Genomic DNA, 21,555 nt, shown 5'->3' on the forward strand with positions numbered 1-21,555 from the left:
CGGTTACCGGGCCCTGTCGGTCCGTCGGTCAGGCCCTGCCGGTCAGGTGCTGTCGGTCAGGTGCTGTCGGCCTTGTGGACGGCGGGCAACCGGTCCAGGAAGGCGGCCGCCGCCACCTCGACGTCGGTGCCCGTCCAGTCCAGGGCGGGTGAGGCGACCGTGACCTCGGTCATCGCCAGGCCCGGCAGCTCGCGCTCGCGCCAGGCGCCGAACAGCCCGATCCCGGTCTCCTCGGCCAGCGCCAGCGAGACCTCCTCCAACTCCTCGGCCGGGTACGGCAACCAGAGCCGGAACTGGTGGGTGTGCGGCGGGGCCGGGTGCACCTGGGCACCGGGGACGGCGGCGAAGGCCCGGGCCAGCGCCTCGGCGACCGTCCGGGCGTGCGACACGTACCGTTCCAGCAGCGGCAGTTCGCGCTCCAGCCCGGCCAACGCGGCCAGCGCGAACGGCCACTGCTGGAAGAGCTGCCCGCCGTAACGGTGCCGCCAGGCCCTGGCGGTCCGGACGAAGCCGGCCGGACCGGCCAGCGCGGCGCCGCTGATCCCGCCGAGCGTCTTGTAGAAGGAGACGTAGACGGAGTCGGCCAGGGCGACGACCTCCGGCAGCGGACGGCCGAGGGCGACGGCGGACTCCCAGATCCGGGCGCCGTCCAGGTGCAGCGCCGCACCGTGCTCTTCCCGCACCACCGCGGCCAGGGCCCGCAGCCGCTCCCAGTCGGGCAGCACGAACCCGGCGTCGCGTAGCGGCAGTTCCAGGCTCAGCGCGGCGTACGGCTCGTCCAGGGCGCGCAGCTCCGCGGCGGTGGGCTGGCGCGGCGCGGTGGTCGGCCAGACGCTGCGCAGACCGGTGAGGACGCCGAGCGCGTGCCGTTCGTGCCGGTCGGTGTGGGCCAGCGGGTGGGTGGCGACGGTGGGCAGCCCGGCGGCCTCGGCGTGGATCCGCAGGGCGATCTGCTGGGCCATCGTGCCGGTCGGGAAGAAGGCCGCGTCCTCGGTGCCGAGCAGCCCGGCGACCCGGAGTTCCAGGGCGCGGACCACGCCGTCCCCGTACTGGTCCGGCCGGCGGTCCAGGCCGGGGGCGGCCCCGGCCGCCTCCGACAGCGGGTCGGCCAGGGCGGCGAGGCGTTCGCGGATGGTCTGCGGCCGGGCGCCGGACAGGATGCGCTCGCAGCCGCGCAGGGCGGCGAAGCGGCGGTCCGCCGGGTTCTGGCGGTCACTGGCGTCGGGGTCTTCGCTCCTGTTGCCATACATGGGTCGATGGTCCCGCAGCGGGCCGGGCCGGTCAGCGGTGCGGACGGAAGCGGTCCGAGCCCGTCAAACCCCGGCCGCGCGTGGGCCTGGTCACAGGCCTCCGGCCCGGTACGACCGAGGGTAGTAGTTGGTCGGGTCGGGCCCGCGAGCCACCCCGAAGCGGCGGTGGGCGACCGGATCTCATGATCGTCACCCCGTCGGTTCGAACATCCGGCGCCACGCCGACTACACGCGGTAGTACGTCACACGGTTTGGGAGTCCGTTCGGTGGCGGTTACACCTGAGTGGTCCCCCGCTCAGCACGCGCCCGAACGGGTCTCTCGTGCTGCCCTCGTACAACCCGTGAGGTACGGCCACCGATGTCCACCGTCCCGCCCGTGGGGCCGGCCCTGCGCCGGCTCGCCGCCCGAACGGCGGCCCAGGCGGCGGCCTGGCAGCCCCGACTCGGCCACGCCGTCCGCACCCACGCCGCTCCGCTGCGCACGCTCGCCACGCCCCGGCACACCACCCTGCCGGGCAGCCGTCAGCGGGCCGAGCACGACCACGCGCTGATCTCGGTCGGGGCGGCCGCCACACTGCTCGCCGGCGTGCTGCTGGTGGCCGCGCCCGGCAGCGCCTCGGCGCAGACCGTACTGCCCACCACGCCGGGCAGCTCGGCCTTCACCGCCCCGCGGGCGGAGGTGCCCAACGCGGGGCTGGTCCAGGTGGCCGGGCCCAGCCCGTACAAGCTGCCCGAGGACGGCGACACGGCCCAGCAGTTCGTGGCGGTGGCGGTCAACCTGCTGCCGCTCGAGCCGCCCGCCCCGGCCGCGGAGCCGGAGCCCGCCGCCGCGCCGGCGCCCGAACCCGAGGCCGCACCCGCGGCCGCCCCCGCACCCGAGTGGTCGGCGCCGGTGCCGAACGCGCCGACCAGCAACCCGTACGGGGTGGCCAACCGCGGGTACGCGGCCGGGTACCACACCGGGGTGGACTTCGCGGTCTCCCCGGGCACGCCGCTGCTGGCGGTCGGCAACGCGACCGTGGTGTCGGCCGGTTGGGACGGCGCGTACGGCAAGGAGGTCGTCCTGCGGCTCGCGGACGGGCACTTCGCGCAGTACGCGCACCTGTCCTCGCTCGCGGTCTCGGCGGGCCAGCAGGTGTCGGCCGGCCAGCGGATCGGGCTGTCCGGGAGCACCGGCAACTCGACCGGGCCGCACCTGCACTTCGAGATCCGCACCAGCAACCGCTACGGCGCGGTGGTCAATCCGCTCGCGTACCTCGCGGGGCACGGCGTCACGGACTTCTGACCGCCCGCCACTAGCGGACGGGCTCCGGCGCGGGTGCGGGCGGTGCCGGGGCAGGCGCGGGGACGGGGGCCGGGGCGGCCGGTGCCGGGTGACTGATCCGGCCGCCGATCTCCAGCGCGACGTCCCGGGCCGCGCCGATCGCCTCGTCCAACGTGGCCGCCGTCTCCAGCGGCTCGCCCCAGACGTTCTCGGCGTGAGCGCAGTCCGGGGCGTTGTCCTGCTTGAGCAGGAACAGCGCCGAGTGGACGGTGAACAGTGCCATCGCGGCCCGCAGCCGGTCCGGGAAGTCCGCCTCCGGCCCGTGCACCAGCTGGATCATGGTGACCATGCGGTCCCGGAAGGCCAGCCCGGCCGGGGACTCCCGCAGCGCGGGCTGGTTCTCGTGGAAGAAGCGCAGCAGCGGGGCCCGCTCGGCCATCCCGTCCGCGAAGCGGCGGATCAGCTCGTCCCGCATCTCCGGGCTCCAGGACTGCTTGCGACCCCACTCGATGGTCTCGTCGATCGGCGCGGCCATCCGCTCGACGATGCCCAGGACGATGTCGTCCTTGGTCTTGAAGTGGTAGTAGAGGGCGGCCTTGGTCACACTCAGGCGGTCGGCGATCTCGCGCAGTGAGGTCTGCTCGTAGCCATGCTCGGAGAAGAGCTCCAGTGACACCTCGATGATGCGAGCCCGGGTGTCGCTGCGGGGGCTGTGCGGAGTGCCCATGGCCTGCCTCATGACTGCGTCGGTGACTGCTGCGGACTCCCGGGTGGCGTCCGCCCCGGGCACCATTCTCCCTGCCCAGGTGGCCGGTTCGAAAACTGGCTTGACGACCGGCTAGTAAACAACTTACCGTGCCGACGATCGATAAAACTAGCCGGGCGACAAGTAAGTGAGCCGCCGCACGGCCCGACGCTCCGTCCGAACCACCCCTCCGGGAGACACCACCTCATGTCACAGTCCAAGACCGCCGGCCCGGTACCGGAGGACAAGACGGCCGAGGAGGAGCAGCCGCGGTCGCCCCGCGAGATCCGCCTCGTGATGATCGGCCTGGTCGTCACCATGCTGCTCGCCATGCTCGACAACCTGATCGTCGGTACCGCGATGCCGACCATCGTCGGCGATCTCGGCGGCGCCGAGCACCTGTCCTGGGTGGTCACCGCGTACACCCTGGCCACCGCCGCCTCGACCCCGATCTGGGGCAAGCTCGGCGACATGTACGGCCGCAAGGGCACCTTCCTCACCTCGATCGTGATCTTCCTGGTGGGGTCGGCGCTGTCCGGCCTGTCGCAGAACATGAACGAGCTGATCGGCTTCCGCGCCGTGCAGGGCCTGGGCGCCGGCGGTCTGATGGTCGGCGTCATGTCGATCATGGGCGCGCTGGTCCCGCCGCGCGACCGCGGCAAGTACCAGGGCATGTTCGCCGCGGTGATGGCCCTCGCCACCATCGGCGGCCCGCTGGTCGGCGGCTTCATCACCGACCACCTGAGCTGGCACTGGACCTTCTACATCAACCTGCCGCTCGGTGTGGTCGCGCTCGCCGTGGTCATCGTCACCCTGAAGCTGCCGAAGGTCCGCAGCACCGCCAAGATCGACTACCTCGGCGCGATCCTGCTCACCACCGGCATCACCTCGCTCGTGCTGATCACCACCTGGGGCGGCCAGCAGTACGCCTGGGGCTCCAAGCAGATCCTCGGCCTGGCCGCGCTCGCCGCCGCCTCGCTGATCGCCTTCTGCTATGTGGAGCAGCGGGTCGAGGAGCCGATGCTGCCGCTGAGCCTCTTCAGGAACCTGAACTTCACCCTGGTCTCGATCATCGGCTTCATCGTCGGCTTCGTGATGTTCGGCTCGACCGTCTTCCTGCCGCTCTACCAGCAGGTCGTCCAGGGCGCCTCGGCGACCAACTCCGGCCTGCTGCTGATGCCGATGATGTTCGGCATGCTGGTGATCTCGCTGGTGGTCGGCCAGGCGGTGACCAAGACCGGCAAGTACCGGATCTACCCGATCATCGGCACGATCGTGATGACCGGCGGCCTGGTCCTGCTCTCCACCATGGGCACCGGGACCAGCAGCTTCACCTCGGCCTGCTGGATGATCGTGCTCGGCGCCGGCATGGGCTTCCTGATGCAGATCACCATGCTGGTCGCGCAGAACAGCGTCGAGCTCAAGGACATGGGCGTGGCCAGCTCCACCGCCACCCTGTTCCGCACCATCGGCGGCTCCTTCGGTGTCGCGCTGTTCGGCGCGCTGTTCAACAACCGGGTGACCGACACCATGAAGGAGAAGCTCGGCGAGCAGGCCACGGCGGGCGGTGGCATGAAGGACCCGGGCCAGATGAGCCCGGCCGCCCTGCGCAAGCTCCCCGAGAACATCCAGGACGCCTACCACCACGCGGTGTCCAACGGCATGCACACCGTCTTCCTGGTGGGTGCCGGGGTCGCCGTGATCTCGATCGCCGCCGCGCTGTTCCTGCGCGAGGTGCCGCTGCGCGGGGCGGGCAAGGGCGAGAAGCCGGCCGAGGCCTCGCTGGAGGCGGCGGCCGTCTGACCGCCCCCGCTTCGAACGGCGCCCCGGGAGTTCCGCTCCCGGGGCGCCGTCGCGTTCCGGCGCCTACTGGGGAAGTCGGTAGACGCCCTGCTCGACGGGCTCGACCAGACCGTCCGCGACCAGGCCGTCCAGGGCCCGGGCCCGCTGCACGGCGTCCAGCCAGACCGCGTCCAGCCGGGCCTGCTCGACCTCGCCGTGCGCGTCGCGCAGCACCGCGAGCAGCTTGCCGCGCACCTGGCGGTCCGTCCCCTCGTAGGACTGGCCGCGCCGGGCCGGGCCCTCGTACGGCGGGCGGCCGGCCCGCTGCCAGGCACAGCCGGCGAACAGCGGACACTCCCCGCACTCCGGGCCGCGCGCGGTGCAGACCAGCGCGCCCAGCTCCATCACGCCGACCGCCCAGGTGGCGGCGGTCTCGGCGTCGTCGGGCAGCAGCGTGGTGGCGGTGCGGCGCTCGGCGGCGGTGGTGGCCTGGGCCGGGTACTCGACGCCGGTCACCGCGCGGGCGAACACCCGGCGCACGTTGGTGTCCAGCACCACGTGCCGCTGGCGGAAGGCGAAGGACGCGACCGCGGCGGCGGTGTACTCCCCCACGCCGGGCAGCGAGAGCAAGGTGGCGTGGTCGTCCGGGACCTCGCCGCCGTGCTCCTCGGTGATCGCCACCGCGGCCGCGTGCAACCGCAGCGCGCGGCGCGGGTAGCCCAGTCGACCCCACATCCGGACCGCCTCGCCGGGCGCCTCGGCGGCGAGGTCGGCCGGGGTCGGCCAGCGGGTCAGCCAGGCCTCCCAGGCGGGCAGCACGCGCTTGACGGGGGTCTGCTGGAGCATGAACTCGCTCACCATGACCGCCCAGGGCGTCGCGTCGGGGGTCCGCCAGGGCAGATCGCGCTTGGTCGCCTCGTACCAGTCCAGGACGGTCGAGTGGAACAGCGGCAGGGGCATCGGGAGCCGGGCGGCTTCGGTGGCGGCAGCGGTGGCGGTGATGGCAGTCATGGCCCTTCGATCCTCCCATGCCCGCCGACCCGGTCGAAGTGGAGTCGGGACGGAGTCGACGTGGAGGAGAAGCGGCGTCGAATCGGAGGAAATTACTCCGGATCCCCCGGAGGATTTCCCGGAAATCAGCCCTCCGGGGCTCCCTCGAACGGATCAAATGGCGGATCATGTGAAGGAAGGGACGACTGTGCGGTGTTGGTGAGTCAAACGCCACACACAGTCTCGTAGAGTTTGATCGTGCCCTCTCTGCGTCAACCCGTGGGACCGCTGCCGGCCTCGATCTACTGGCGTCGGCGCGTCGTCGTGCTCGCCGCCGTCGCGGCGGTCATCGCCCTGATCGCCTGGCTGATGACCGATCAGGGCGGGGGCGGTGACGGCGGCTCACCGAGCAAGGCCGCCCAGGCCGTTCCGTCCCAGAACCAGACTCCGGCCCAGGCCATCACGCCCGGCGCCTCGCCGAGCGGCCCCGCGGCGCGCCCCGGCGGATCGGGCAACCCCGCCGGCGGCCCGGTGGCGGGCAGCGGCGGCACCGAGGTCAACCTCAGCGGCGGCGGCACCGGCGGAGCCAACCCGGCCCCCGCAGGCGGTTCCGGCGGCACGGGCGGTGGGGCCGGCGGCACCGGTGGCGGCGCGGCGGGCGGCTCCGGCGGCGGTGCGGCAGGCGGCTCCGGCGGCGCCCCGGCGTTCAACACCCCCGAGGTCATGGCACTTCCGGTCTGCGCCTCCTCGCAGGTCGCCCTGGAACTGGCCGGCGCCCAGAACTCGTACCAGCCCAAGGACAAGCCGCGGCTCGCCCTGACGGTCAAGAACTCCTCCGGCGCCAACTGCCGGGTGGACCTGGGCCGGGTCGCCTCCGCGATCACCGTGAGCGCCAGCAACGGCGACCGGGTCTGGTCCTCCGGCGACTGCCCGGCCGACAAGGGCAGCATCTGGGTGCAGCTGGCCGCGAACGGCAGCCAGACCGAGACCTTCACCTGGGACCGCAGCCGCAGCAAGCCCCAGTGCGCGACCGCGGACGCGGCGCCGCCGGCGAACGGCACCTACGTGGTGCTCGCCGAGCTCACCGGGCTCTCCGGGGACAAGGTCTCGGCGCGGGCCTCGATCCGGCTGGACAACTGAGGGACGGTCGACTCCCTCGGAGCCCCCCGGTCGCCGCGCGGCCGGGGGCTCCGGCGTTCCGGGCTCTTCCAATTCTTTCGGGCTTCGGGCTTCGGGCTTACGGGCTCCTTCGGGCTTGCCGGCTCTCAGGCTTGCGGCAAGGGCACCGGGCCGGGACGCGGGACGGCCCCCGGGGAAGCGTTTCCCCCGGGGGCCGTCCGCCGTTCGCGCGTCGGGTCAGACGTAGCGCTCCAGGATGGACGATTCGGCAAGGCGGGACAGGCCCTCGCGGACCGAACGGGCCCGGGTCTCGCCGACGCCCTCGACCGTCTGCAGGTCGTCGATGCTCGCGGCGAGCAGCTTCTGCAGGCCGCCGAAGTGCTCGACCAGGCGCTCTATCACCGTGTTGGGCAGCCGCGGGATCTTCGCCAGCAGGCGGTAGCCGCGCGGCGAGACGGCGGAGTCCAGCGACTCCGGCGTACCCGAGTAGCCGAGCGCCTTGGCGACGGTCTGCAGGTCCAGCAGCTCGGCGTGGGTGAGCGCCTCCAGGTCGGCCAGCACCTCGTTGACCGTCCGGCCCTTCTTGGCGGCCCGCTCCGGGAAGTAGTCCCGGGCGACCAGTTCGCGCTCCGGCTCCACGCCCGCGATCAGCTCGTCCAGCTGCAGCGAGAGCAGACGGCCGTCGATGCCGAGCTCCAGCACGTAGCCGGCGATCTCCGTGGCGATCAGCCGGACCATCTCCAGGCGCTGGGCCACGGCCGTCACGTCCCGGACCGTCACCAGGTCCTCGATCTCCAGCGCGGAGAGCGTGCCGGCCACCTCGTCCAGGCGCAGCTTGTAGCGCTCCAGGGTGGCCAGCGCCTGGTTGGCGCGGGACAGCACGGTGGTGGAGTCCTCCAGCACCCGGCGGGTGCCGTTGACGTACATCGCGATCAGCCGCATCGAGTGCGAGACCGCGACCACCGGGTAGCCGGTCTGCCGGTTGACCCGCTCGGCGGTGCGGTGGCGGGTACCGGTCTCGTCGGTCGGGATGGTCGAGTCCGGCATCAGGTGCACGCCGGCCCGGACGATCTTGGTGATGTCCTTGTCGAGCACCACCGCGCCGTCGAGCTTGCACAGCTCGCGCAGCCGGGTGGCGGTGAACTCGACGTCCAGGACGAAGCCACCGGTGCAGAGGGGCTCGACGGTCCTGTCGAAACCCAGCACGATCAGGCCACCGGTGTTGGCCCGCAGGACCCGCTCCAGGCCGTCACGCAACGCCGTGCCGGGCGCGATGGCGGTGAGGGAGGCACGCAGCAGGGCCTCCTCACGGGAGGCCTTGTCCGCCCCCCGGTCGCTGGCTGCCACGTGACTCCTCCGGTCGACCCCGTGCCGCGCGCCTCGCGCCGTGCGACGGTCCGCGGTCTGTTGCTCTGTCGCTCAGTACCGCTCGGTACTGCCTTCTGGCCAATGAGACTGGGGAAAGTCTAACTGTGTGTGGCTTCGGCAGGGCTTGGGTCAGCGGAGTTCGTCGGAGTCGAGCGGCTCCCAGCCGTCCATCAGCTCCTCCGGGTAGGCCGCGACCCGGGCCGAGCGCGGGGCCGGCGGCGCCGACGGTGCCTCAGTGCGGGCCTCGCCACGGGCCTCGGCACGGGCCTCACCGCGCGGTTTGGCGGCGGCCCGGCGGCGGCCCGGGATGGCCCGCAGCGCCTCGCCGATGTCGGCCACCTCGACCACCTTCATGCCCGTCGGCACCTTGCCCGGGTCCGGCGGGACCAGGGCATGGGTGAAGCCCAGCCGGTGCGCCTCGGCGAGCCGCCGCTGCACACCCGTCACCCGCCGCACCTCGCCCGCCAGGCCGACCTCCCCGATCGCCACCAGGTTGCTGGGCAGCGGGGTGTCGGTGGAGGAACTGGCCACCGCGAGCGCGACCGCGAGGTCGGCGGACGGCTCGCTCAGCTTCACCCCGCCCACCGTCGCGGTGTAGATGTCCTGCTTGCCGAGCTTCACACCGCCGTGCCGCTCGACGACGGCCAGGATCATCGCGATCCGGGGCGACTCCAGGCCCGATGTCGTCCGGCGCGGCGAAGGGATCTGCGAATCCACCATCAGCGCCTGCACCTCGGCGACCAGCGGGCGCTTGCCCTCCAGGGTGACGGTGAGGCAGGTGCCGGGGACGGGCTTGTCACGCCTGGTCAGGAACAGGCCCGACGGGTCGGCCAGGCCGACGATGCCCTCGTCGTGCAGCTCGAAGCAGCCCACCTCGTCGGTCGCGCCGTAACGGTTCTTGACCCCGCGGATGAGGCGCAGCCGGGCGTGCCGGTCGCCCTCGAAGCTGAGCACCACGTCCACCAGGTGCTCCAGCAGGCGCGGGCCGGCGATCTGACCGTCCTTGGTGACGTGACCGACCAGCAGGGTGGCCATGCCGCGCTCCTTGGACGCCCGGATCAGCGCGGCCGCCACCTCCCGGACCTGGGCCGGGCCGCCCGGGGCGCCGTCCAGCTCGGCGGAGGCGATGGTCTGCACCGAGTCCAGGATCAGCAGGCCGGGGTTGACCGCCTCGATGTGCCCCAGCACGGCGCCCAGGTCGGACTCGGCGGCGAGGTAGAGGTGCTCGGAGAGGGCGTTGATCCGGTCGGCGCGCAGCCGGACCTGGCCGGCCGACTCCTCGCCGGTGACGTAGAGCGTGCGGTGCCGGTCGGTGGCCGCCTTGGCCGCGACGTCCAGCAGCAGGGTGGACTTGCCGACGCCGGGCTCGCCCGCCAGCAGCACCACCGCGCCGGGGACCAGCCCGCCGCCGAGCACCCGGTCCAGCTCCGGCACGCCCGTCGAACGGGCCGTCGCGACCTGGCCGTCCACCTGGGCGATCGGACGGGCGGGCGCGCTGACCGGGCCGGCGGCCGTCGTCCGGATCGGCACGGCGCCGTACTCCTCGACCGTCCCCCAGGCGTTGCACTCCGGGCAGCGGCCGACCCACTTGGGCAGCTGGTTGCCGCACTCGGTGCAGCGGTACGCCGGGCGCGGCTTGGCGGTGGTCTTGGAACGCGGAGGCATGCGGCCCACGGTAGCGCCTGGGTACGACAGCGACCGTCCGCCACCGGACTCGCCGTGCATCCACACAGATGGGCGATGTTGTTACCCGAAAGAAGTACATACCCGTCGATTGGCGGGGACAGGGCGTCCGGGGTCTCTACCGTCGGACGGGTGACAACGCGAACTGTTGGGCCGGCCGGGCCGCAGACACCCGCCGTACTCGCGGCGTACGACCGGCAGGCGGACGGCCTCTTCACCTACTGCCTCTCGGTGCTGTGCGAGCACGACGCCGCCGCCGACGCCCTGCGCGAGGTCCGTGAACTGGCGCAACGGCACGGCGCCCGACTGGCCGAGCCCGGGCTGGTACGGGCCTGGCTGTTCTCGCTGGCCCGGTACTGCTGCCTGCGGCGACTCGCGGACGGGGCCGGGACCGGGGCCGGCGCTGGGGTCGGGGTCGGGGGCGGGAATGGGTTCGAGGGCGGTCGGGCCTCCGGAGTGGAGCCGAGCGAGGCCGAGGCGGCCCGGCGGCGCCGCGAGCTGGCCTCGCTCGCCTGGCCGGAAGCGGCCGGCACCGACCCGGAGCAGCGCGAGGCGCTGGAGTTGTCCGTCCGGCACCGGCTGACCCCGCTGGAAGTGGCGGCGGTGCTGGGCCAGCCGTTCGAACGGACCCGCGAGCTGCTGGCCGGCGCCGAGGCCGAGGTCGCCCGGACGAGGGCGGCGCTGCTGGTGCTCGGTGTGGGCAGCTGCCCGGAGCTGGACCGGCTCGGCGGGGCCGGGGCGGAGTCCTGGCGGGACTGGGTGCTCGGCCCGGCGCTGCGGCGGGAACTGGTGCAGCACGTGGTGGACTGCCCGACCTGCCGGGGGACGGCGGAGCGGGTGGCCGGCGAGGCGGCGGAGGGGTCGGCGGGGCTGTCCGGGCTGCCGTTGCTGGGCGCTCCGCAGAGTGTGGTGGGGGTGGCGGGTGCCATGCCTGTCCGGGGTGTCGCGGTTGTCGGGGGTGCCGCGGTTGTCGGGGGTGCCGCGGTTGTCGGGGGTGTCTCCGGTCGGGGGGTGGCGGAGCCCGCGCTGCGGTTCGACCAGAGCGGTTTTCCCCGGCACCGGGCGCCGGACGCCGGGCGCGGGCTGGCGGTCCGCCGACGGGTGGTGACCACGGGGGTGCTCGCGGCCGTCCTGGCGGCACCGGTGGTCGCGCTCTGGGCCGGGCACCGGAACGGCGGCGGGCCGGGCGCGGCGGCCTCCGTGTCGGCGGTGCGAGTGGACGAGGCCGGTCGGGAGACCGGGCAGCGGCCGCCGCAATCGGGGGTCGGGGGCCCGGCCGGGCCGGGGGTACCGGGGCTGGAGCTGGCGGGCGGTGCCGGCGCGGGCGGTGTCAGCGGTGCAGAAACGTTGCTTCCAGGTTTTCCACGGCTGACCTTCCAGGGCGCGGTGATCCCGGTCCCAGCCCACGGCGCCACCCCGCTCAGCAGCCCGACCCTGGTCGCCGCCCCGGCCCCCGTCGTCGACCGGGCCTCCGCACCGGGGGCGCCCGAACCGACCCCGACCGGACTCCTCACCGTCGAAGCCGGCGAGTACGGCAGCCGTACGGTCCTCACCCTCACCGACTCCGGCACCACGGAGATCCGCTGGCACGCGGTGACGGACGCCGGTTGGCTCCGGCTCAGCCGCGACTCCGGCACACTCGCGCCCGGCCAGCGGATCACCGTGATCGTCACCGTGGACGAGGACCTCGCGCCGACCACGCACTGGACCGCCCGGATCGCACTGCCGCCCTCGCAGGCGGTGGTCACCCTGGAAGGCGGCCCGCACAACCGCGGCGGCTCGACCCCCTCCCCGACCGACCCGTCCCCGACGGCCACCGCCCCACCGACGGCCACCCCTTCGCCGACCGCCACGGGCGCGCCTTCACCGTCGGGCTCGCCGTCGTCGCCCTCGTCACCGGCGACGCCGTCCGGCCCGCCGACGGGTTCGCCGTCCCCCTCGGGCACCCCGACGGCAGCGCCGACGAGCAGCGCCTCTCCACGTCCGACGGGGCGGCCCACGGCTCCGGCGTCAGCACCGGCATCGGCACCGGCATCGGCGCATTAGGGCGAACGCCGGTTCGGCAGAGAGGTGTCACCCGGCGGGCGTTTCGGGCTTCCGAGCCGCGTGAGCCGTGCACGGGAAGTCGACCAGGCCGACTTCCCGTGCACGGGTGACGGAGCTTGGCCGGGCTTCGGTGCCGGGGCTGGGGTGGTGTCAGGTGCGGTGGATCGGGGGGACCTGGTAGGTGCCGTCCAGGACCAGGGGTTTGGGCTGGTAGAGGCGGATGATGGGGCGGAAGTCGCCGGGTGGGGTGGGGAGCCAGTTGGCGGCGGCGGTCGGGTCCTCGGGCTGGTCGTGCTGGAGGGTCAGGGTGAGGGAGCCGTCGTCGCCGTAGACCAGGCCGGGGGTGCGGTCGCCGATCGAGTAGCGGTCGATCGGGTTCTCCACCAGGTAGTAGTCCGGGACGGAGTACATCGTGACGGACCAGAAGGCCTCGGTCGGGGGCAGCAGGTCGAAACGCAGGGTGTAGCTGTTGGCGCCGGTGAGGGGGCGGCCGTCCGAGTCGTCGTAGGTCATCGCGTACGAGGCCTCGTAGGCGTGGTTGCCCCAGAGGCCGGCCCGGGCGGCGGCGGCGCGGCTGAGGTAGGCGGCGCGACGGTCGGGGATGCGCCATTCGGGGTCGTCCAGGGTGCCGGGGCCGAGGTGGTCGGTGTTGTAGTCGAAGAGGTGGAGTGCGGAGCGCCATTCGCCGGGCGGGTGGTCTTCGGGTGGGCGGGTGGCGTCCTCGACCCGTTCGCGGCCGGCGGCCAGGCCTTTGGCCAGTGAGAGCGTCCATTCGGGGACGGCCGCGCGGTACGGGGAGGCGCCGTCGTCCAGCAGGCCGAGCGGGGCGAAGCGCCGCTGGTACTCGATGTCCGCGGTGGCCGGCAGGAAGGCCTGCATCCACACCCGAAGGCGTTCGAAGAAGGCCAGCCGCTCGGGGACGTTCGGGTCGGGCTCGGGCAGTCCGGCGACCAGGCCGCCGGGCTCCAGCGGTTCCAGGACGAGGGCGGACTGCAGGGCCCGGACCCGGGGCAGGTCGTCCGGGCCGGTGCAGGCGAACCGGCCGACCACGGTGCCGACCGTGGTCGGCAGCTCGATCACCCGGTCCGGGTCCGGCGGGGTGCCGTGCCAGCCGGGCGGGACGATCAGCCAGGTCTGCGCGCTGGTGCCGGTGGCGCGGCGGCCGAGGTAGGCGACGTTGTCCGTCCAGGCGTCGATGAACTGCAGCACGTAGTAGGAGCCCGCGGTGTCCGGGACGTGGAGCACCTGCGGGCCCTCGGAGAGGTCGAGCTGGGCGATCGAGTAGATGGTGTCGTTGTTGACCGAGACGAACTCGTCGGACGGGCCGGCCAGCCGGGTGGCGTGGCTGAAGTGGTTGAACGGCGCCGCCGGCAGGGTGCCCAGGCCGCCCCGGGTGAAGCGATCGACCATGGTGAGGCCGGCGACCAGCGGGTAGCCGTAGACGTACGCGTCGGCGGCCAGTGCCTCCAGCTCGGGCTGGTTCATCGGGGGTCCTTCGTACGGTCGGTCGGAACAAGGGGGTCGGTCGGGACGAGGGGCTTCGGTCAGGACGAGGGGCTTCGGTCAGCGCGGGTCGAGCGGCGGGAGCCGCCAGCGGCCGTCGAGGACGGCCCGGTCCGGGCCGTAGAGCCGGAGCACCACGGTGAACGGGCCGTCCGGGGCGGGCAGCCAGTTGGCGGAGTGTTCGGCGTTGGCGGGCCGCTTGTGCCGGACATAGAGGGTGAGTCCGCCGTCCGGGTCGCGGACCAGTCCGGGGGTGCGGTCGCCGATCGAGTAGCGGTCCAGGGTGTTGTCGACCAGCCGGTGGTCCGGGAGCGCGTACAGGGTGGCGGACCAGGCGAAGCGGGCCGGCGGCAGCGCGTCCGGGGTGAAGCGGATGACGTGGTCGCGGTCGCTCGCGTCCGGCGGCCGGCGGCCCGTGCCGTCCGCCTCCCAACGGCCGTACCAGGCCTCCTCGGTGGGCAGTCCGTGGAGGTCGGCCGCGGCGCCGACGGCTTGCCGGAGGAAGTCCGCGCCGACCTGCTCGCGGGTGCCGAACAGCCCGGCGCGGTCGCGGAGTTCGGCGGTGGCGCGCCGCAGCTGCGCGCGGCCGTCGGCGATGCCTCGTTCGATCTCGGCGCGCAGCTCCAGCGGGAGGGCGGCGGGCTCGAACTCGCCGCGGCCGTCGACGCCGAGGTCGGCGAGGCGGCCGCGCAGGTCGGTCTCGGCGGGCGGCAGCCGGACGGGGCCGTCCGCCGGGAAGAAGCCGAGCAGGAAGTCGAGGAAGGCGAGGAACTCGACGCCGTCCGGGACCTCCTCGCGCCAGACCGGCCAGAGCGGCTCCGGGGCGGGCGGCGGCGCGGGAGTACCGGCGTACTCGTGCAGCGGGCGCAGCCGGTACCGCTCCTGGACGGCGGCGAGCTCGGCGACCTCGGCGGGGGTGTTCCCGGCGAGCCGGGTGCGGCCGAGGATGCCGACCAGCCGGGTGGCGGTACGGATCACGCCGCGGATGCCGGGCGGGGGCTCGCCGTGCCAGTCGGGGCCGGCCACCAGGTGGTCGCCGGCTTCCGGGCCGGTGGTCCGGGAGCCGATGAAACCGGCGTACACGGTGTCGAGTTCGTGCAACGGGAGGACGTAGTAGCGGTCCTCAGCGGGGACCGAGACCACCCAGGGCTCGGTGCGCAGGTCGAGCCAGGCCCGGGAGTACGGGGTGTCACCGGCCTCGCCGCCGGTGACACCGCCGGTGATGCCGCCGGTGACGCCGCCGGTCAGGGGCTCGGCGGGCGTGCGGGCGGAGGTGTCGGCGGGGGTGGGTGGCTGCGGGTGGTGGCGGAAGACGCCGAAGCCGCCGACGTACGACGGGTCCGCGTCGTCCAGGGCCTGGGCGTAGAGGGCGCGGTAGTTGCGCAGCATCGGTTGGGCGCGGATCCAGGCCTCGGCGGCGGTCGCGCGGACGGTGGCCGGGTCCACGAGTGCCGGGTTGACCATGCTGTCGCTCTCCCACTCCGAATCCGGTGGAACCGCCACAGATCTGTACAGACCTGTACAGATGGGATGCTAAGTGGGGCGGGAGGGGGCGGCATGTCGGATCGGGTGCCTCGCGGCATCTGCTCGACGCTGCGGCATTCGCTCGACACCGCGGCATTCGCTCGGCGCCACGGCATTCGCTCGACACCGCGGCATCTGCTGAGCGCGAATCCGGGCGTACGGGCGGAGCGGCGGGGAGAAGGTGAGCGGTATGAAGATCCTCTTGCTCGGGGGCTCGTCCTTCCTCGGACGGGCCTACGCCGCCGAAGCCCTCGCCCGGGGGCACCAGGTGACCACCTTCAACCGCGGCCACAGCGCCGCCGACCTGCCCGGGGTCGAGGCCGTCCGGGGTGACCGCGACAGCGCCGAGGACCTCGCCCGGCTGGTCGACGGCCGCGACTGGGACGCCGTCGTCGACACCTCCGCCCAGCAGCCCGCCCAGGCCTCGCTCGCCGCGCGGCTGCTGCGCGAACGGGCCGGGCACTACACCTTCGTCTCCTCCGTGCACGCCTTCACCGACTGGCCCGCCCGGGTGATCGGCGAGGACTCCCCACGACACCCCTGCCCCGCCGACACCCCGCCCGACCAGCCGTTCAGCCCCGCCCTGAAGGCCGGCTGCGAACGCGCGGTGCTGGAGGGCTTCGGCGCCGAGCGCTCGCTGCTCCTCAACAGCGGGCTGCTCATCGGACCGTACGAGAACGGCGGCCGGCTGCCCTGGTGGCTGGAGCGGATGGCGCGCGGCGGGCGGGTGCTCGCCCCGGGGGATCCGCAGCGGACCATGCAGGTGATCGACGTCCGGGACTTCGCCGCCTTCGGGCTGGACCTGCTGACGGCCCGGACGACGGGCCGGTTCCTCACCACGGCGCCGCCCGGACGGCTGCGCTTCGGCGAGTGGCTGGAGACCTGTCGGGCGGTCGCGGGAGCCCCGGACACCGAACTGGTCTGGGTCCCGGACGGGCCGCTGCTCGCCGAGGGGCCGGACCGGGTCGAGCCGTGGACCGAACTGCCGCTCTGGGCCCCGGATCTGCCCGGGATGGCGGGCGCCTGGCTCGCCGACACCAGCCGGGCGGAGGCGGCCGGGCTGCGCTGCCGGCCGTTCGCCGACACCGCGCGGGACACCTGGGAGTGGCTGCGGACCCGCGGGCCCGCCGAGGACACCGATGCCGACGGGCGCAAGGGGCGGCCGGGCGCGGTGGCGCGACAGGGCATCGAACCCGCGAAGGAGCGACGGCTGTTGGCCGCCTTCGGGTGAGCGAGCCCGCGGAGCGAGCCGGGTGAGCGAGGGCCGGAGCGAGCCGGCGGAGTGGGAAGTCGGACCGGCCGACTTCCCACTCACCAACGGCACCCCGCGCGTACGGCCTCGGTGCGTCCGGCCTCGGTGCGTACGGCCTCGGTGCGTCCGGCCTCGGTGCGTACAGCCTCAGGGCGTAGAGCCTCAATGCGTCCGGCGGGTGACCAGCTCGGCGAGCGCCAGCAGTTCGTCGGCCGCGGACGGTTCCGGTACGGCGGCGGCCAGCTGCGCCATCGCCGTGGCCATCCGCTCACACGACTGCCCCTGCGCCCAGCCGCGCCCGCCGGCCCCCTCGACGGCCGCCGCGCACTGCGCCAACTCCTCGGAGCTCAGGGCGCGTTCGAGTGCGTACAGCTCGGCCAGCCGCTTGCCCTCGACAGTGTCGGAGCCCAGCGCCGCGACCACCGGCAGGGACTTCTTCCGGGCGACCAGATCCGCGCCGACCGGCTTGCCGGTCACCGCCGGGTCCCCCCAGATGCCGATCAGGTCGTCGATCAGCTGGAACGCCAGGCCGATCTCCCGGCCGAAGCCGTCCATCGCCTGCGCCGCCTCCTCGGACGCGCCGCCGTACAGGGCGCCCAGCGCGCAGGCGGCGCCGAGCAGCGCGCCGGTCTTGGCCTCCGCCATGGCCAGGCACTCGGGCAGCGAGACGTCGTTGCGCTGTTCGAAGGCGCAGTCGATCTGCTGGCCCTCACAGAGTTCGACCACGCAGTCGGCGAGTCGGCGGATCGAGCCGTGGGCCGCCGGGTGGGTGTCCTCGGCGAGCAGGCGCAGCGCGAGGGAGTGCATGGCGTCTCCGGCCAGGATGGCCTCGGTGGTGCCGAACACCCGCCAGGCGGTGGGCCGGTGGCGCCGGGTGTCGTCCCGGTCGATGACGTCGTCGTGGAGCAGGGTGAAGTTGTGCACCAGCTCCACCGCGGCGGCCGCGGCGGCGGCCTCGCCGGGCGTACCGCCCAGGGCCTGGGTGGCGGCGAGGACCAGGGCCGGCCGGATCGCCTTGCCGGAGGAGGCCGCGGCGGGCGTGCCGTCCGCCTCCCACCAGCCGAAGTGGTAGCCGGCGACCTTGCGCATCGTGCCGGGCAGTGAGTCGACGGCGGCCCGCATGACCGGGTCGACCAGTGCGCGGGCGCGGGCGAGGATCTCGGCCGCCTCGTGCCCCTCTTTGTGGTCCCGCTCCAGCGTGGGACTCGTCATGGGTCTCTCCCCCTTGTTGGCGCCTGTCGTGGGATGGCCCGGCGCGGGCGGGCCGGGGTCGTGCCGCTGTGGGTGTCGGGCAGTGTCCGGGCGCGGCGGGACGCATCGGGGCCGGGATGCGTCGGAACGCGCCGGAACACGTCGGAACGCCTGCCGGCCGGGGTGCGGTGGGCACCTCCGGCCGGACGGCGTGGATCTCCGATCGGCCCCGCCGGGCCCGTCAGCGCTGCGCGATGTCCACGTTCTCCAGGACGCCGACCGCGTCCGGCACCAGGATCGCGGCGGAGTAGTAGGCGCTCACCAGGTAGGAAATGATGGCCTTGTCATCGATTCCCATGAACCGCACCGAAAGGCTCGGCTGGTATTCGTCCGGAATTCCGGTCTGGTGCAGCCCGATGACACCCTGGTTGTCCTCGCCGATTCGCATCCCGATGATCGAGCTGGTGTTTCCGACGATCGGGATCTTGTTGCACGGGAAGACCGGCACCCCGCGCCAGGACATGATCTGCTTGTCCTCGACCTCGACCGTGCCCGGGTTGATGCCGCGCTTGTTGAGCTCCCGGCCGAAGGCGGCGATGGCCTTGGGATGGGCCAGGAACATCTTGGTGCTGCGGCGGCGGCTGAGCAGCTCGTCCATGTCGTCCGGGGTGGGCGGGCCGGAGTGGGTCTGGATCCGCTGGTCGTACGCGGCGTTCGCCAGCAGGCCGAACTCGGGGTTGTTGACGAGCTCGTGCTCCTGGCGCTCGCGCAGGGCCTCGATGGTCAGCCGGAGCTGGTGCTCGGTCTGGTTCATCGGCTGGTTGTAGAGGTCGGCGACGCGGCTGTGGACCTTGAGGATGGTCTGCGCGACGCTCAGCTCGTACTCACGCGGCTTGAGCTCGTAGTCCACGAAGGCGCCGGGCAGCTCGTACTCGCCCAGGTGGCCGGCGGAGAGGTCGATCGCGGCCTCGCCGTGCTTGTTCTGCGCCTGCTGGAAGCCGTTCAGGTATTCGATGACCTGCAGTTGCAGCGCCTCGGAGCGGTCGTGCAGTTCCTCGAAGGAGGGCCAGGACAGCGCCATCACGGTGCCGGAGGTCGCGGCGCGGACGGTGTACGGCCAGGTGCCGCCGTCCTGCTGGACCGCCTCGTCGCCGAGGTGGTCGCCGTCGGCGAGGGTGCCGACCACCGTCTCCTCGCCGTACTTGCCGGTGCCCATCCGGTCGAGCTTGCCGTGCGCGATCAGGAAGACCTCACTGATCGGCGTACCGGCCTCGACGAGGACGTCCCCCGGGTTGAACTCCCGCTGCACGAAGCGCGAGGCCAGCTCCTCGAGCACGGCCTCGTCCTGGAATCCGCGCAGCACCGGCACCTCGGCGAGCGTCGGCGGGACGATCCGCACCTCGGCGCCGGTCTTGACGAAGCTCACCCGGCCGCGGCCGACCGCGTAGCGCAGGCGGCGGTTGACCCGGTAGGTCCCGCCGGAAACCTGCACCCAGGGCAGCCGCCTGAGCAGCCAGCGCGGGCTGATGCCTTGCATCTGCGGCGCGGACTTGGTGGTCGTGGCGAGGTTCCGCGCGCCCGCCGTGCTCAGACTCTGCTGCTGCCGGATATCCGCCTGCGCGCCGGGCGCAGGAATACCGGCATTGGTTTCGGTCGACATGAGGGGAACCCTTCGCGTGCCCGATGAAGTGTCGCTCTGCACATTCGTGTTGCAGCTTCATGGTGGGCCCGTTCGAGGGCAGCCCGCAATCACTCATTCGAGTGGTTTGGAATAACCGAACAAATAGTACGACTCGATCACCTGATCGAAGTTCATTCGACTATTTATTCGAAAGTACTGGAATCCCGAACCCCATCTTCCCACGGCCCCGGCGACGGCGACGGCGATTCGCCTGCTACAGCGGCCCGTTCCAGTCGAGCGTCGGCTCCAGCACCCCCTCCAGGGTGAGCAGCCAGCGCTTCACCTCGATCCCGACCCGGCCGCCGCCGAAACCGCCGATCCCGTCCGCCGCCACCACCCGGTGGCAGGGCACCAGCAGGGCGACGGGGTTGGCGGCCATCATCTGCCCGACCGTCCGGGCGGCCAGGCCGGGCTCCGTGACGTCCTCGAACACCCCACTACGGGCGGCCAGTTCGCCGTAGGTGACGGTCCGGCCGTACGGCACCTCGCGCCAGAGCGTCTGCAGGACGGCGCGGTGCGGACCGGAGCTCAGGCTCCAGTCGATCGGCAGGCCCAACTCGCGCGTGCGGCCCGCCAGGTAGGCGCCGATCCGCTCGGTGACGGCGGCGACCTTCGACTCGTCGGTGCACGGCGGCGCCTCGTCCTCGCGCCCGCCGTAGCCGGCCGCCGCCACGCCCAGCGGGGTCACCGCGATGTGCATCGGGCCGCTGGGCAGCGGCGTCGGCACGGTCAGCCAGGACATCGACCAGGACTGCGGCACGCTCGGGCCCCCACCCTCCGCCGGACCGGCCGCCGGCCACCCCGGCACCCGGAGGGCGTCCCCGCCCCGCGCGCCATCGTACGGCGGGCGGCCGACGGCCTGGCCGCGGTCGGTTGCCCGGTCATGGTCGGCAGCCTGATCGTGGCCGGTTGCCCGGTCGCGATCGGCTGCCCGGTCGCGATCGGTTTCCCGGCCGCGGTCGGCTTCGGTCAGAGCCGCCCCTTCAGCTGGGTGGCGAGCGCCTGCGACCAGTGCGCCAGGCCGGCGCGGTCCGGGGCGCGGCCCTCGCACAGGAGGGCGAGCTGCGCGTCGTTGATCCGGTTCGGGCCCGGAATCTCCAGCAGGTACGCCAGCTCGGCCAGTACGGTGGCGAGCCGCTCGGCGTCCGCGTGGTCCAGGGAGACCGCGGACTCGTGGTGGCTGATGGTGAGCGAACCGGGCATTGGACAACCTCCTCCATACCCCCGCACCCTCCACGGTACGACCGGGTCGGCCGCCCCGCCCGCCGCGGAGGCGTGCGTGCGCGGGTGGGGCAGCCGGTTGCGCTCCGGGGCCGGCCGGGCGCGGTGCGCGGTGGGCCGCACCGGGGGCCGGGGGTGCGCCCCGAAGCCGTCCGAGGGGTGGGTCAGTTCTCCGGGCCCTCCTCCCAGCGGCGATTCCGTACCGCCGGTATGGCCAACACTACGGCTCCGGAGGCCAGTTGCCAGAGCGCGCCGGGCAGCAACACGCTGTCCGTCCCGAACCGGCCGGCCAACGGACCGGCCACCGCCAGGCCGAGCGGGCCGAGAGCGAAGGAACCGAGCGCGCCGAAGGAGGTCAGCCGGCCGAGCAGTTCCACCGGCACCCACTTCTGCGTCGTCGCGCTGTAGAGCGTCCCGCAGACCGCCGAACCGACCCCGGCCACCAGCGCACCGGCGACCACCCAGAGCAATGACGCCCCGGCCGCGAGCGCCCCGGAGGGCAGCGCCCAGCCCAGGCCGACCACGGTGGCCACCGCGAGCGGGCGGCCCGGCCTGCGGCCGAGCAATCAGCAGTCAGACGCTCTGGCACCTGCTGCACGAGTCCGGCGCCGCGATCGAGACCGTCCTGGCCCTGGACACCGACCACCTCGACCTCCCCCGCCGCCGCACCCGCCCCGGGCACACCCCCGTCCACTGGCAGTCCGGCACCGCCCGTCTCCTCCCCCTCCTCCTCGCCGGCCGCAGCACGGGCCCGCTCTTCCTCACCGACCGCCGCGCCCCTGCCGGCACCCCCGCCCCCGACCGCTGCCCCTACACCGGCCGCGCCCGCCTCTCCTACCGCCGCGCCGCCGAACTCTTCGCCGGCCACAGCGGGAAGCTCGGGCCGGGCCGGACCCTCCGGCAGCTGCGAGCGGCGCGGTAGCCGAGGCTGCCCGG

General features: G+C 73.5%; 18 protein-coding genes. 6 read left to right on the forward strand and 12 right to left on the reverse strand.

Features of this window, described 5'->3' with window-relative positions:
- Positions 1-56 precede the first annotated feature (56 nt).
- A complete protein-coding gene (locus tag ACZ51D_RS15365; protein WP_465615933.1) occupies positions 57-1,250 on the reverse strand; it encodes a threonine aldolase family protein in 1,194 nt (397 codons plus the stop codon).
- 358 nt (positions 1,251-1,608) lie between these two features.
- On the opposite strand from ACZ51D_RS15365, the gene ACZ51D_RS15370 reads away from it, so the two are divergent.
- Positions 1,609-2,535, forward strand: coding sequence for a M23 family metallopeptidase (locus ACZ51D_RS15370; RefSeq protein ID WP_465615931.1), 927 nt, complete (start codon positions 1,609-1,611; stop codon positions 2,533-2,535).
- Positions 2,536-2,545: 10 nt separating this feature from the next.
- Here the strand turns inward: ACZ51D_RS15370 and ACZ51D_RS15375 are convergent, their stop codons facing one another.
- Positions 2,546-3,241 carry a TetR/AcrR family transcriptional regulator gene (locus ACZ51D_RS15375; protein WP_465615929.1) on the reverse strand — a complete coding sequence of 232 codons (696 nt, stop codon included), beginning with the start codon at positions 3,239-3,241 and terminating at the stop codon, positions 2,546-2,548.
- 225 nt (positions 3,242-3,466) lie between these two features.
- Here ACZ51D_RS15375 and ACZ51D_RS15380 point away from each other — a divergent pair, with 225 nt between their 5' ends.
- Entirely contained in the window at positions 3,467-5,062 is a 1,596-nt protein-coding gene (locus tag ACZ51D_RS15380) for an MDR family MFS transporter (RefSeq protein WP_465662511.1), read from the forward strand.
- A 63-nt stretch (positions 5,063-5,125) separates the two neighbouring features.
- Here the strand turns inward: ACZ51D_RS15380 and ACZ51D_RS15385 are convergent, their stop codons facing one another.
- Positions 5,126-6,052 (reverse strand): HhH-GPD family protein, encoded by a 927-nt coding sequence (locus tag ACZ51D_RS15385; protein ID WP_465662513.1) that lies wholly within the window; start codon positions 6,050-6,052, stop codon positions 5,126-5,128.
- A 237-nt stretch (positions 6,053-6,289) separates the two neighbouring features.
- Between ACZ51D_RS15385 and ACZ51D_RS15390 the strand changes: the two genes are divergently transcribed.
- Positions 6,290-7,171, forward strand: a complete 882-nt coding sequence (locus ACZ51D_RS15390) for a hypothetical protein (protein ID WP_465615923.1) — start codon at positions 6,290-6,292, stop codon at positions 7,169-7,171.
- A gap of 216 nt (positions 7,172-7,387) precedes the next feature.
- Here the strand turns inward: ACZ51D_RS15390 and disA are convergent, their stop codons facing one another.
- Positions 7,388-8,446: a DNA integrity scanning diadenylate cyclase DisA gene (disA, locus tag ACZ51D_RS15395; protein WP_360496087.1), complete on the reverse strand. Its 1,059-nt coding sequence runs from the start codon at positions 8,444-8,446 to the stop codon at positions 7,388-7,390.
- A gap of 201 nt (positions 8,447-8,647) precedes the next feature.
- Positions 8,648-10,183, reverse strand: coding sequence for a DNA repair protein RadA (gene radA / locus ACZ51D_RS15400; RefSeq protein WP_360495769.1), 1,536 nt, complete (start codon positions 10,181-10,183; stop codon positions 8,648-8,650).
- Positions 10,184-10,333: 150 nt separating this feature from the next.
- Here radA and ACZ51D_RS15405 point away from each other — a divergent pair, with 150 nt between their 5' ends.
- Complete coding sequence (locus ACZ51D_RS15405) at positions 10,334-12,247, forward strand: BACON domain-containing protein (protein WP_465615921.1); 1,914 nt, start codon at positions 10,334-10,336, stop codon at positions 12,245-12,247.
- A gap of 150 nt (positions 12,248-12,397) precedes the next feature.
- Here the strand turns inward: ACZ51D_RS15405 and ACZ51D_RS15410 are convergent, their stop codons facing one another.
- Positions 12,398-13,732, reverse strand: coding sequence for a DUF1254 domain-containing protein (locus tag ACZ51D_RS15410; protein ID WP_465615919.1), 1,335 nt, complete (start codon positions 13,730-13,732; stop codon positions 12,398-12,400).
- Positions 13,733-13,810: 78 nt separating this feature from the next.
- A complete protein-coding gene (locus ACZ51D_RS15415) occupies positions 13,811-15,214 on the reverse strand; it encodes a DUF1254 domain-containing protein (RefSeq protein ID WP_465615917.1) in 1,404 nt (467 codons plus the stop codon).
- 250 nt (positions 15,215-15,464) lie between these two features.
- Between ACZ51D_RS15415 and ACZ51D_RS15420 the strand changes: the two genes are divergently transcribed.
- Entirely contained in the window at positions 15,465-16,505 is a 1,041-nt protein-coding gene (locus ACZ51D_RS15420; RefSeq protein ID WP_465615915.1) for an NAD-dependent epimerase/dehydratase family protein, read from the forward strand.
- Between the two features lie 183 nt (positions 16,506-16,688).
- Here the strand turns inward: ACZ51D_RS15420 and ACZ51D_RS15425 are convergent, their stop codons facing one another.
- The 5 genes from ACZ51D_RS15425 to ACZ51D_RS15445 form a co-directional block, all read right to left on the reverse strand.
- Positions 16,689-17,738, reverse strand: a complete 1,050-nt coding sequence (locus tag ACZ51D_RS15425) for a family 2 encapsulin nanocompartment cargo protein polyprenyl transferase (protein ID WP_465615913.1) — start codon at positions 17,736-17,738, stop codon at positions 16,689-16,691.
- A gap of 220 nt (positions 17,739-17,958) precedes the next feature.
- Positions 17,959-19,377, reverse strand: coding sequence for a family 2B encapsulin nanocompartment shell protein (locus ACZ51D_RS15430; protein WP_465615911.1), 1,419 nt, complete (start codon positions 19,375-19,377; stop codon positions 17,959-17,961).
- A gap of 235 nt (positions 19,378-19,612) precedes the next feature.
- Positions 19,613-20,158, reverse strand: a complete 546-nt coding sequence (locus ACZ51D_RS15435) for a methylated-DNA--[protein]-cysteine S-methyltransferase (RefSeq protein ID WP_465615909.1) — start codon at positions 20,156-20,158, stop codon at positions 19,613-19,615.
- Between the two features lie 209 nt (positions 20,159-20,367).
- On the reverse strand, positions 20,368-20,601 hold the full coding sequence (locus ACZ51D_RS15440) for a hypothetical protein (protein WP_360495792.1): 234 nt from the start codon (positions 20,599-20,601) through the stop codon (positions 20,368-20,370).
- A gap of 182 nt (positions 20,602-20,783) precedes the next feature.
- A complete protein-coding gene (locus ACZ51D_RS15445; protein ID WP_465662515.1) occupies positions 20,784-21,089 on the reverse strand; it encodes a hypothetical protein in 306 nt (101 codons plus the stop codon).
- Here ACZ51D_RS15445 and ACZ51D_RS15450 point away from each other — a divergent pair.
- Positions 21,089-21,541: a hypothetical protein gene (locus ACZ51D_RS15450; protein WP_465615905.1), complete on the forward strand. Its 453-nt coding sequence runs from the start codon at positions 21,089-21,091 to the stop codon at positions 21,539-21,541. The genes ACZ51D_RS15445 and ACZ51D_RS15450 overlap by 1 nt on opposite strands.
- Positions 21,542-21,555: the final 14 nt, after the last annotated feature.

Source organism: Kitasatospora sp. NPDC033851 (assembly GCF_055576085.1).

Bases quoted from the DNA above. Each gene is read 5' to 3' on its own strand.
- ACZ51D_RS15365 (WP_465615933.1), bottom strand. From the start codon at position 1,250: ATGTATGGCAACAGGAGCGAAGACCCCGACGCCAGTGACCGCCAGAAC.
- ACZ51D_RS15370 (WP_465615931.1), top strand. From the start codon at position 1,609: ATGTCCACCGTCCCGCCCGTGGGGCCGGCCCTGCGCCGGCTCGCCGCC.
- ACZ51D_RS15375 (WP_465615929.1), bottom strand. From the start codon at position 3,241: ATGGGCACTCCGCACAGCCCCCGCAGCGACACCCGGGCTCGCATCATC.
- ACZ51D_RS15380 (WP_465662511.1), top strand. From the start codon at position 3,467: ATGTCACAGTCCAAGACCGCCGGCCCGGTACCGGAGGACAAGACGGCC.
- ACZ51D_RS15385 (WP_465662513.1), bottom strand. From the start codon at position 6,052: ATGACTGCCATCACCGCCACCGCTGCCGCCACCGAAGCCGCCCGGCTC.
- radA (WP_360495769.1), bottom strand. From the start codon at position 10,183: ATGCCTCCGCGTTCCAAGACCACCGCCAAGCCGCGCCCGGCGTACCGC.
- ACZ51D_RS15410 (WP_465615919.1), bottom strand. From the start codon at position 13,732: ATGAACCAGCCCGAGCTGGAGGCACTGGCCGCCGACGCGTACGTCTAC.
- ACZ51D_RS15415 (WP_465615917.1), bottom strand. From the start codon at position 15,214: ATGGTCAACCCGGCACTCGTGGACCCGGCCACCGTCCGCGCGACCGCC.
- ACZ51D_RS15420 (WP_465615915.1), top strand. From the start codon at position 15,465: ATGAAGATCCTCTTGCTCGGGGGCTCGTCCTTCCTCGGACGGGCCTAC.
- ACZ51D_RS15425 (WP_465615913.1), bottom strand. From the start codon at position 17,738: ATGACGAGTCCCACGCTGGAGCGGGACCACAAAGAGGGGCACGAGGCG.
- ACZ51D_RS15430 (WP_465615911.1), bottom strand. From the start codon at position 19,377: ATGTCGACCGAAACCAATGCCGGTATTCCTGCGCCCGGCGCGCAGGCG.
- ACZ51D_RS15440 (WP_360495792.1), bottom strand. From the start codon at position 20,601: ATGCCCGGTTCGCTCACCATCAGCCACCACGAGTCCGCGGTCTCCCTG.
- ACZ51D_RS15450 (WP_465615905.1), top strand. From the start codon at position 21,089: ATGACGCCCCGGCCGCGAGCGCCCCGGAGGGCAGCGCCCAGCCCAGGC.